Origin of the sequence: Flavivirga eckloniae (assembly GCF_002886045.1) — a bacterium.
GTDB classification, from domain to species: Bacteria; Bacteroidota; Bacteroidia; order Flavobacteriales; family Flavobacteriaceae; genus Flavivirga; species Flavivirga eckloniae.
In genome coordinates this window covers 5,349,455-5,361,039 of sequence record NZ_CP025791.1, presented here as the reverse complement: position 1 = coordinate 5,361,039, position 11,585 = coordinate 5,349,455, and the positions used below count along the sequence as shown (strand labels likewise).

The 11,585-nt window shown below is 37.0% G+C and carries 5 protein-coding genes; all 5 read right to left on the bottom strand.

Annotated features, from left to right (window positions below; translation table 11 throughout):
• Window positions 1-33 precede the first annotated feature (33 nt).
• On the bottom strand, window positions 34-1,509 hold the full coding sequence (locus tag C1H87_RS22095) for an alpha-L-fucosidase (protein WP_102757904.1): 1,476 nt from the start codon (window positions 1,507-1,509) through the stop codon (window positions 34-36).
• A 75-nt stretch (window positions 1,510-1,584) separates the two neighbouring features.
• Complete coding sequence (locus C1H87_RS22090) at window positions 1,585-4,155, bottom strand: glycoside hydrolase family 31 protein (RefSeq protein ID WP_102757903.1); 2,571 nt, start codon at window positions 4,153-4,155, stop codon at window positions 1,585-1,587.
• A gap of 9 nt (window positions 4,156-4,164) precedes the next feature.
• Complete coding sequence (locus tag C1H87_RS22085) at window positions 4,165-6,477, bottom strand: glycoside hydrolase family protein (RefSeq protein WP_102757902.1); 2,313 nt, start codon at window positions 6,475-6,477, stop codon at window positions 4,165-4,167.
• A 52-nt stretch (window positions 6,478-6,529) separates the two neighbouring features.
• Complete coding sequence (locus tag C1H87_RS22080; RefSeq protein ID WP_102757901.1) at window positions 6,530-9,865, bottom strand: FG-GAP-like repeat-containing protein; 3,336 nt, start codon at window positions 9,863-9,865, stop codon at window positions 6,530-6,532.
• Window positions 9,866-10,079: 214 nt separating this feature from the next.
• Window positions 10,080-11,579 (bottom strand): RagB/SusD family nutrient uptake outer membrane protein, encoded by a 1,500-nt coding sequence (locus C1H87_RS22075; protein ID WP_102757900.1) that lies wholly within the window; start codon window positions 11,577-11,579, stop codon window positions 10,080-10,082.
• Between the last annotated feature and the right edge of the window lie 6 nt (window positions 11,580-11,585).

Genomic DNA, 11,585 nt, shown 5'->3' with positions numbered 1-11,585 from the left:
CACCCTCATGCCATCAATGAAAGCCTGACATTCTTAATCCTTTACATTGGATAGTTTAAAAGTCCATGCATACTCGCATGGTACTTCTGAAGGGTTCAAAGCTGGTACCTCTATGACTACATTTTCACCTTGTTGCTTCCACTTTAGCGTTTTATAGGTACCAAGCATTTCTACAGTAGAACCAGTTCCTAATTTTACTCCTTTTATAATAAGTTGATTTTTAGGATATACTGGGCAAATACCATAAAGTGTATTTCCTTTTTTAGTAAAAAAGATTTCTTTGGCAGCAAACCCTTTATCTGGAGAAACTGTGAGTTTCATTATATCGTACGTGACGTTATACTCTCCTCTTTCAGCATCTTGAACTTTTCCTTTGCTCCATTGACATGTTTTCTGCCAAAGTTTGGTTCCATAAATAGCCTCTCCATTTACTTCTAACCAATCCCCCATCTCAAGCAGACGTTCTTGCATTATTACAGGAATCCTTCCATCTGCAGTTGGGCCTATATCCAAAAGAAAATTACCTCCTCGGCTTACAATATCAACAAGCATATATAACAATTCCTGTGTGGAATTATAATCTTCAAAGTTTTCAGTTCTGCTGTATCCAAATGAATACGCCATACCACGATTTTCTTCCCATGGTACATCAGCGTTAGGCATGCCAGAACCGTACTCGGTTGTATAGTATCCACCATGATGGTGCCGTGTTCCAATACCCCAGCGATCGTTAATCACCACATCTTCCTTGCTAGCTGATTCATTATAAAGCCATGACAACAACTCCCTTGATTTCCATGTGGTGTGTGGATGCTCCCACTCTCCGTCTGAAAAGATTAAAGATGGTTTATATTTTTCTACTACATCCTTAAACTGTGGAAACATATGCTTTTCCACAAACAAATCAACATCCGATGTGTAGAGTGGGTTAAACCACTCGTACAGGGAGTAATAAATGCCCATTTTTAAATCGGTTTTCCTTACCGATTCTGTCAACTCTCCTAACAGGTCTCTTCCAGGCCCAGAATTCGTCGAACTCCATGGCCGCCCCCACGATTTATCGGACTCTGCACTTGGCCATAAGGTATACCCATCATGATGCTTGGATGTGAGTACGACATATTTTGCGCCAGATTTTTTAAAAATGTCCGCCCACTGATCAGGATCATACATTTCAGCAGTAAACATAGGTACAAAGTCAGGGTAAGTAAAATTTTCTCCGTATATACGATTATGAAACTCTTTTGTCAACATATGTCCCTCTTTATCTCTTTCTGGACTAACCAAACTCATCCAGTACCATTCTGAATAGGCACCAACTTTGGAAAATGCAGGGACAGAATACGGTCCCCAATGGATGAAGATCCCAAACTTAGCATTAGTATACCAAGAAGGCACTGGACGACTATCTAATGATTCCCAATTGGGTTCATATCTGGTTTGAGAGAAACATTCACCAGATATTAGTATGATGACAATTGTCGAAAAAAGAATTTTATATTTTTTCATTAACCATAGATATTAGAGTTTGATTCAATAGCTATTATTCAACTAATTATGAATTTGTGATAAGACATTGGTTTATCATAATGCCTTACTTATATCTTCTCCATTGAATGTTACCGGTATTTGAGTGTCTGTACCCACTACAGAAATTGTAAACATCATTGGATTGTTATTAAAACCAACGAACCCGTCTTTACCCTGAGCTAATGTTAAAACTTTTCCCGATTCGGAATAAGATATATTAATCTCAGAATACGTGCCTTTCTCATAATCATAAGACCCGTTATCGTCTAAATACAAGGTATAACTTGCATCTACTCCAGGATAGATTTTTAAAGTAATCGGTTTATCCGTTTCTTGGGTCGCATACTGGACTTTAGGGCCTATTGGCAAAATAGTACCTTCTTTTATATAGACCGGAACACTGTTTAATGGAGCATTCGCTACAATTGTTTTTCCTCCACTAATTTTTTCATTTGTCTCAAAGTGATACCAATTTCCTTTTGGTAAATAAACATCTCTCTCCCTTGCTTTATACTTTGTAACGGGGCAAACCATCATGCTCTCTCCTAAAAAGAATTGATCTTTTATCTTCCAGGTATTTTCATCATCAGGATATGTATACACCAATGGGCTCATTAAAAGATTTCCTTTCTGGGTGACTTTCCATGCTTCCGAATAAATGTAAGGTAAAAACTGATATCGCATATCAATATATTTCCGGGCAGTATCTTCAAATTCCTGACCATATCGCCAAATTTCAGTTTCCGAAACATAGCCATGAATCCTGAAGATTGGATTAAAAGTACCAAACTGAAACCAACGCGTAAGCAGCTCTATAAATTCTTGATTGGTGTACTGATCCTTGTATATAGGGTTTAAGGACTGTGCATCCCTAAAAAAGCCACCAATATCTGTTGTCCAATAAGGAACACCTGCCATCATAAAATTTAGACCTGCTGGTATTTGCTCTGCAAATTGCTCCCATGTTGCAGCTACATCACCAGACCAAGAGGCTGCACCATATCTTTGTTGGCCAGCGTAAGCCGAACGCGTAAGGTTAAAGACCCTTTCATTAGGATATTCGTTTCGTCTGCCTTCATACATTGTTTTAGTTACCATGAGCGAATAAGGGTTTGTTACTTCCCCAAATTTGCCGACTGCCGTTTGATAGTCATCTTTAGGTTTTGCCTCTGGTTCTGTCCCATCTAACCATATGGATTGAACACCAATATGAAACATGGAGTCACTCAGCATTCTATAGTATCTTTCTTGTACATTCTTATCATATATATCAATAAATGACGTATTCCCCATAATTGATTTTTCTAGATTATATTTATTCAATAATGGCTGGTTTTTCACTTCTGGCCATACGGAAACCATTAAATTAAGGTTGAGGGCATCCAGTTCTTCAATCATCTTTTTCGGATTCGGATATTTTTGTCTGTCCCATTCCGGTCCTTTGGCACCCTCTGGCCAATAAAACCAATCTTGTACAATATTATCAATCGGAATGTTTCTTTTTCTGTACTCCCTAGCATTTGTTAAAAGTTCTTCCTGGTTATGGTATCTTTCTCGACATTGCCAAAAACCAAAAGCTGATTTTGGAAACATAGGGGCTTTTCCTGTCAAATTGCTGTATTGAGATAAAATATCAGTGGGGTTTTCAGCGTGGATGAAGTAGTAATCAATAGCATTTCCATATCGGCTACTGAATACTGTTTTATTGAAATCGGGTTCATTGTATAGTATTTTGCCTGGTACTTCCGATCCTATGTTATGAAATACAACTTCGTACTTTTTCCCTGCTTTGAGGTTCATTTTTCCCGAAAAGGTTGAGGGCATCCAAACGGTAGAATACTGAACTACGGTATCAGAATCAATGGTCATGAGAACCCTCTCTCCACGCCTATTTGCATTATCAGGCCATTCACTATCTATTATAAATGAATATTCGCCCGTTTTTTCTGGAGTGAATGTCGTTTTACTTACATTGTTGTCTTCATCTGCTGTTTCCACAAAGGAAATTTCGTTCTTTGGATAGTTAAAATCTGTGACACTGTAATTATGCCAGTATATACCATATTTCTTTGTCGAGACCAAAAAGGGAATCGCAATTTCTTGATTATACTGCATTAACCTTACTGGCTCATTTTTCCAGTTCATTATGCCATTCTGGTATTGCCCTAGTCCGTATAAACCTTCATTTCTTGCATGAAAAGCTTGTGAAACAGTATGCGTTCCAACGCCCTCCTTATTAATATAGGTTTCTTCAGGTTTTTCATGTAATAACGATTCTCCGTCACTTGATTGGTAGCTAATCACCCCATCTATGTTTATGGTCGCCTCTACTTTTGAGGTTTTAATTGTAATTCGGTCTTTCTGTTCAGATACTTTCCAACTAACAGATTGCGGTTCTAAAATGGTGACATAATCGGGCAAGTCGCTGCTTTTTGAATTGCTCCCATATTTCCTTATATGTAAAATATTATCGTTTATCACGGTAATTTCAGTAGAAATACTATCTCCCAGAATTACGACAGAATGATCTGTTTTTTCGTAACTTATATCGGAACCATTGCATGCAAAAAAGATTTGACTGAGCGCAATCGCAATGGCATAGTTGAATAATTTATAAATTTTCATGAATGTCTATTATTTTATTTTTAGGGTAACTACTTTTTCTTCGTTGGCGGACAATTGAATTTTCTTAAATTCAGCATAATTGTTCCACCCCATCGGTTTGTCCTTGGCAGAATCAATAAACACAGTACAGACTGTATCATACTCGGTAGGGTTTTTAATCCTTATGGTAATAGTTTCTTTGGTGCTGGTATTTTCAATACTTGCATTAAGGTGATCAAAAATGGCTAATGTGTTATTTTCTACATCAAAATAAATGCTAGGAACTTGAGTTACAGTTTGCATAATAGCAACTTCTACCCATGGCGATGAGTCATAGAAATTTCCGCCTACATTTTGTTCTCCTTCCCAGTTACTTATATTCACACGTTCGCAAACATAGCCGTGTAACATATTGGGCGCCAAAGGCCTATCAGTAGTCGAAACATATTGCAAGGCATTATGAGCAATATCCTTTAACAAGTCAATATACAGAGGATTGTTAGTTGCTCTATACAGTTTTAATAAACTATCGCCTGAATAATTACAAATAGCCGGAGCACCATGTCTATTTTGAATATTTGCCCAAACCGATCCTGTGGCTTTTGCGTCAATTTTACCAAGCACACTTTGTTCTGGGAATTCAAAATCATACGAGGTTACCCAAGTAGCAAAGTAAGCTGTTGCTTCTTCGGCCATCTTAAGGTATTTTTCTTTGCCAGTTATATCGTATAAAGCCATATAGCCCTCCAAAATAGCAAAGGCTGATTCTGAATCAGGACACTGAAGCGCTTCTCCTGGACCAGCCGTTGTGTACCCTTTCTGCAAATCGCGACGGTAATAGAAATCGCCAGCAGCTTCGGCAATTTCTAGATATTTATTCTCCCCAAAATATTCGCAAGCCAAAGCAAGCGCTCCGATAGCGGAAGCACCTGATGTGGAACCATAAACAACAAGTTCTCCTGTGTTTGGGTCGAAAAATTGACCAAACTGATTGTACTTCAACCATAAGTTCGAAAGGCCATCAGCCAATTTCCTAGCCTTAGACTCAAACTTTTCAACCATAGATCCATATTCTTTTGATTCTTTTAAAATCATTAAACTTTGAAGTAAAAAGTAAAGGGCATCACCATTTTTCCTAGCCATTCCAAGCAAAGGCTTTTTTGAAGGATTACGAAAATCATCGCTATAAACTATGTCATCTTTAAACATACCATACATAAGACCCGATTCACCTTGCATATTATTTAGGATGGTTTCGATATTTTGTACCGATCGTTTTTTACTCAGTTCGTTACCAGCAGTAAGTAGGGGTTGCTCTTCAATCATACCCCCTATCCAACCTAACTGAACACCACCATAAAACTTATCTCGCTCCTTTAAACCTGACTGCCTGTAGATTTTCATAGACTCATCCCAACGATTTGTGTCATGAAGCGTTTCTTGAATTTCAAAACTCTTACCAAATGGAATACTATGCACAAACTCATTAGGCTCTGTAAATGACTTTCTGAGCGGAAAGAAATGTGTAAGCAGGTCTATTGGATTCTGAGAAGGAAAATCGAACATTCGAAAATTTATGGAAAAGAAATCTGTTTTTTCTTTACTATAAACATCTGGCTTGTTCGTGGAATAAAATAGAAACGAAGCTCGTTTCCTGTCCTCACTTTCTTTAACAACAATATCAAAATTCTTGGTCGGTTTTATAAGTAACAAAAAACTTCTTTGTAATTCTGGACTAAAAAAGGCTATGGCTGGTATGCTAGCGTCATTTAATTTGATGCTTAACTTAGAAGTACCTTCCTCTAGGTTTAAATAAGGTATATGATCGGGAATAATAGGATCGATATCATGATATTTATCGGCCTCATCCACTATAACTCCAGGCCAAGACATGTTAATCGTTTTAAATCGATTACCATTGTAAACAGATGCTGGAACCAGAACATAATTATCTTTAGACCAGTTTTCAAAATTGAACTCAACACCCATTATTGCTTTCTGGTTCTCTTTAGAGGGATGGATAATCACCTCAACATCTGTAGCATTTTTGTGTCCTTCAACTTTTTCATATTTCACCGTATAGTTCCATTTCTCACCATCCAAAACCACCTCATTTTCACCTTGATCAATAGTAAATCGTTCGCTATACTGAAGCGTACTATCTTTACTTACAAACGCCTGTAATGTTCCATTAACAGAAGAAAGTGATTGTATTTCACTTTTTTCTTGAGCGGTTAAGATTGAAGAATAAGAAAAAAGCACTGCCATTAAAAGCATACTTATAGATCTTAATAACCTTAAGGGGTTGAAAACATATTGGTTATATTCTTTTATTATAATCATTTTTTTAAGCTATCTTTTTTATATTCACAATTACTAAGGTTGCAACAAATTGTTAATTATTTGCAGCAATTAGCTTGATGAAATCATTGTTTACAGCTACAATTAAGCCTCTTTGGCCATTGTCTATACTTCCTAATCTGATTGTTTTAATTTTCTTTACATCTCCTGGTATACTGAGTCCTGAAACATAATTTTTTATTGGAACAAAATTTTCTGTGCCATTTCCTTTCAAGAAAAGTCCATATCCAGCATCATTTCGCGGAGTTTCCACTTCTGAATTGTAGAGATTGCCGCCAATAACTATATCGTTAAAACCGTCATCATCAAAATCTTCATAAACAATACCGAAAACAGCTGAAACTTGAGCCTCTTTTGGTAGCTTTATCAGCTCAAACCCATTATTATTATTATTATTAATCAATATAGAGTTGGAAAAAGTCATAGCTTCCAAATGTGTCGCTTTACCCAACAACTCAGGGTCATAAACATCAACCAAAGTGGCCATTCCGAATGAGTTATAATTTTTAAACTTCTTTTTAAGAGCTGGAATTTGTTGCGATGAACATTCTTTTCCTCTTAGAGGATATAATTTATCATCTTCGTAATAGCTCAATACAATGTCTGAAGATCCGTTTGAATCAAAATCACCGGCATATAAATTAAAAGGTGCTTTTGGTGTGGCAGTGTATTTATAATTTTCTCCCAAATTTCCTAATAGATAATCCATCGTACCATCCATATTAACATCTGCCTCGGTTATACTAAACCACCATCCATTACTCTTGCTTAGTGTAGGATCCTGAGGTACTTTTTTGAGTTTCCCACCATCGTTCTCAAAGATTGTAATTGGCATCCATTCTCCAACCAAGATCAAGTCCTGTGCTCCATCTCCATTATAGTCTGACCAAATGGCATCGGTAACCATTCCCGGAAACGTTAAATCTTCTGTATGGCTTAAAGTCACATCTTTAAATTGTCCGTTTACATTCTCTAGTAAATAACTTCGTCCAGTTTTAGGATATTGACCTGGCAACAACCTGCCTCCTACAAATAAATCCAGATCACCATCTTCATCAAAATCATTTGCTTTTACGACTCCTCCGCTTGTATGCATGACAGGTAAAGAAGTGTTTGACTTAGTAAAATATCCTTTCCCATCATTCAAGTAAAGCCTGTCTTGGTAATATGAATCTCCAGCAGTTTTTTCATTTCCACCGCTCACTACGTACAAATCTAAATCACCATCCCCATCAGAATCGAAAAAAATGGCGTCCAAATCTTCCTGTGATCGATCTGCACTAATGGCTTTCTGAATGGTTTTTTTGAAAGTTGCATCTGAATTTTGAAAATACACAGCGCCTTCAAAATTCTTAGCACCTCCAATAAAAAAGTCGTCAAAACCATCGCCGTTAATATCTCCTACAGTCAAAGCAGGACCAAATGTTGACATCTTATGTGGAAGAAGTACTTCTCGTTTAAAATCATCGTATCCGTTTTCCATGTGCTCATGGCGAAGACCTGAAGCCTTGGCAACGTCTTTGAAAATTTTGGGTCTGTTTTTCTCGTCATTACCAGATGGTTTTACAGCATTTTTGTAGTCTATAACTACTTGTTGATTCCTTTCTACATTTACCAGTTTACTCTCTTTCCCATCTGTCCAAACGACCTTAATTAATTCAATTTTTTTGCTTTCTCCGATTCCGAAATGCAGTATAAAGTCAACACTAGATTGATATCCCCGACTAACTTGCTGCTCTAGGTATTGCTTACCTTCATCGGTTTGTATCATAACTTTCGCGCCTATTCCATTAACGTTCAAATGGTCACCTTGAAGCTTTATTTTTAAGAAACCATTTTCATTAATCTCTGTGGCTCTATTTCTATATACATGAACAATATCATCCACGTTGTTTATAATCAAATCCATATCTCCATCATTATCCAAATCTGCATAGGCAGATCCATTTGAAAATGAAGGTACATTAACCCCCCAATGGTCATTCTTTTTTTCAAAGGTCAATCCATTAATGTTTTTATACACTTGATTAACAGGTTTTTCTGGTGGTATGTTGTTCAATATTTCTGCTACAGTACTTTTAATATCAGGAACCGCTTTTACCTTTTCCTCATTAAGTCGTTTAGTCCTGTAGTTCTCATAATCTTTATTATTGGTATTCTTTCGAATGCCATTGGTAACGAACAAATCTTTATACCCATCGTTGTCTAAGTCTGTGAACAAAGGTGACCAGCTCCAGTCTGTACTTGCTAGGCCTGCCAATGGCGCTATATCAGAAAAAGTACGATCTCCATTATTTAATTGCAACGTATTTCGCATGTATTGGTAGTGACCACCTACCTCAACTAAGATGTTAAAGGCTCTTGGATTCATGGAAGTCATATTGGTTTTTCGACCAAAATTGGTTGATGACTTCATATCTACTACAAATAGGTCTTGCCAACCATCATTGTTAATATCGGCTACATCCACACCCATTGAAGAATAGGAAATATGATTTAATGCTTCCAAAGCATTCTCCTTAAAGACATCTTTCCCAGAATTATCATATAGATAATCTCTACCCAAAAAATCATTGCATACATAAACATCTGGATAACCATCATTGTACAAATCGCTCACTCCCACTCCAAGGCCAGCTCCAAGTGAAGATTGATGAATACCTAAGGATTTACTGATATCTATAAAATGTCCATTTTGATTTTCATAGAATTTATCACCAGCATCCTTATTATACTCATAATCAGACAATCGCTTAGAAAGCTTCTTAATAGGATCGATAGCATGGTTCAATGAATACATGTCCAGATCACCATCTAAATCATAATCAAAAAAAGTGGCATGAATGGAGTTGCTACTATCGTCAAGTCCGTATTTTCTGCCTTGTTCGGTAAAGGTCATATCTCCATTATTGACAAATAAAAGATTAGTCCTAAGATTTGGATGCATGCGACCAGAACGGCAGATATAAAGATCTAAAAGTTGGTCTTGGTTAATGTCCACCATGGTGACTCCTGTTTTCCAACCAGAAATAGTATCTAAACCTGAGCCTTTTGTAATGTCCTGAAATTTGAAATTTCCTTTGTTAAGAAAGAGTTTACCTGTTTTTTGATTGGCACTGAGGTAAATATCAACCAATCCGTCGTTATTAATATCACCTATCGATACGCCTCCTCCATTATAGAAATTGGTGTAAGTGAGTACATTATTGTCAAGACCAAATCCCTCTTTTATGTTGTTTGAAAAAACAAGCCCTGTTTCCTCACTGGGTACCAATTCTAATAGGGTGATATCCTTTTTTTTTGTAGTCTCACAGGCTGTTAATACAACTAAAACAAGTGAGAAAGCATATAATCCAAAACCTTTATTCATATTTTATCACACTTAATACATTTCAAGTAATTACCTGGTACATTATCTATTTCATTGTTTATTTCATACAGTAGATTGAGGTGGTAGAATTTTCCTAATACAAATCAAAATTTGTGTCTTGTTTTAATAAAGCCAACGTACGAGGTTAAATAAAGCAACTTGTAGAAACTACAAGTTACTTTATTGAACTAACCAACTCGAAAATTAAACTAAACTAATTACCATATCCAGGGTTCTGATCCAAATTAGGGTTAAGTGATACTTGCACTGTTGGAATTGGAAATATCCATTGATAGTCTTCCGATACAGTTGATTTCCCTGTCCATGTACCACTCAAGAATGTTCCGAATCGTATCTGATCGGTTCTCCTGATATCACTCCACTGTATCTCCCGTGCCCGTTCATCCAAAATATCATCCAATGTTACGGTAGCCAATGTAGACGTATTTCTTTTTGTTCTAAGATCATTGACAATATCTAAAGCTGTATCACCACTTGATCCTCCCCGTAAAATAGCTTCTGCTTTCATCAGTAAAACGTCTCCAAACCGTAGATAAATATAATTGGATGGACTATCTGGTGTATGTACCATTAAATTGTATCCTTCATTGGGATCGGCACCACTCAATTGTGATTCCTTTACGTAATTTACACCTTCAAGTTCTTCTCCATTTTTTCTGTACTGCTGTCCTACCAGAAATCCCTGAGGGATAAGTACATCATTATCGCTTGGGTCAAAGTCAGCCGCATCAAATGTATATCCAGTTGTACCAGGGCCTTTTCCCAACCTATCATCACCTGGTTCATATAGATCGTACAATTCAGCTGTAACGGAAAAACCATTCCAACCTCCCTGTGCACCGTGTAAATAAGGGAACCAAAAAGACATCCCAACATTGGTGGAAACGAATATATTTTCATTACCGCCACCTCTCCAATTCACATAATAATCATCATCCAATGTGTAACCTGCTGCAATGATGTTGTCCGCACTTGTGATCACCTCGTTCATATCGGCAGCAGAAAAATTATAACTCCCCGGAGCATCGGCTTCATAAACTGCTTTGTTTAGAAATAACCTTGCCTTTAAGGCATAAGCAGCTTCTTTAGTAGCTGTTGCGTGGTTTGATGGTCCAACACTTGGTAGATCTGCAATAGCATCATCCAGATCTTCGATTATCATATTAAGCGCCTCTTTTCTTTGAAAAATTTCAGGATTAACTGTAGCAGGATCATCAACCTGTCTAACAGGTACAAGTCCAAACAAATCAATTAATTGCCACATAGCATACGCTCTAATAAATTTGGCCTCAGCAGTTTGTAAAGGAGTTCCGCCTAAGGAAATCACTTCTGAAGCCCTAAAACTCATACGGTTCAGTTCTTGCCATGCTTTATTTATCTGTGAATTCGTAGGATTCCATGTATGCCCATGAAGTGCTCTCCAGATACCACCATCTGCCCAATCGCCAGTAGTTCTTGTTGGTGAGATCATAAGGTCTGATACGACTACCTCTAATGAATGGGCTCCATTCTGTGCTCCATTGTAATTTCCTTCCATATTCGAATATATTGTACTCAATAATTCGGCTGGATCCACTGCCACCTCTTCATCTGGTATAATCGAATCTACATTTTCAACTTCAAGATTCGTACAGGCTACAAAAAGGATTACTAATACCAATCCTAAAAATGGTTTTTTTAATATATTTTTCATCTTTTT

Coding starts and splice junctions, on each gene's coding strand:
- C1H87_RS22075 (WP_102757900.1), bottom strand. CDS start 11,579: ATGAAAAATATATTAAAAAAACCATTTTTAGGATTGGTATTAGTAATC.
- C1H87_RS22095 (WP_102757904.1), bottom strand. CDS start 1,509: ATGAAAAAATATAAAATTCTTTTTTCGACAATTGTCATCATACTAATA.
- C1H87_RS22080 (WP_102757901.1), bottom strand. CDS start 9,865: ATGAATAAAGGTTTTGGATTATATGCTTTCTCACTTGTTTTAGTTGTA.
- C1H87_RS22085 (WP_102757902.1), bottom strand. CDS start 6,477: ATGATTATAATAAAAGAATATAACCAATATGTTTTCAACCCCTTAAGG.
- C1H87_RS22090 (WP_102757903.1), bottom strand. CDS start 4,155: ATGAAAATTTATAAATTATTCAACTATGCCATTGCGATTGCGCTCAGT.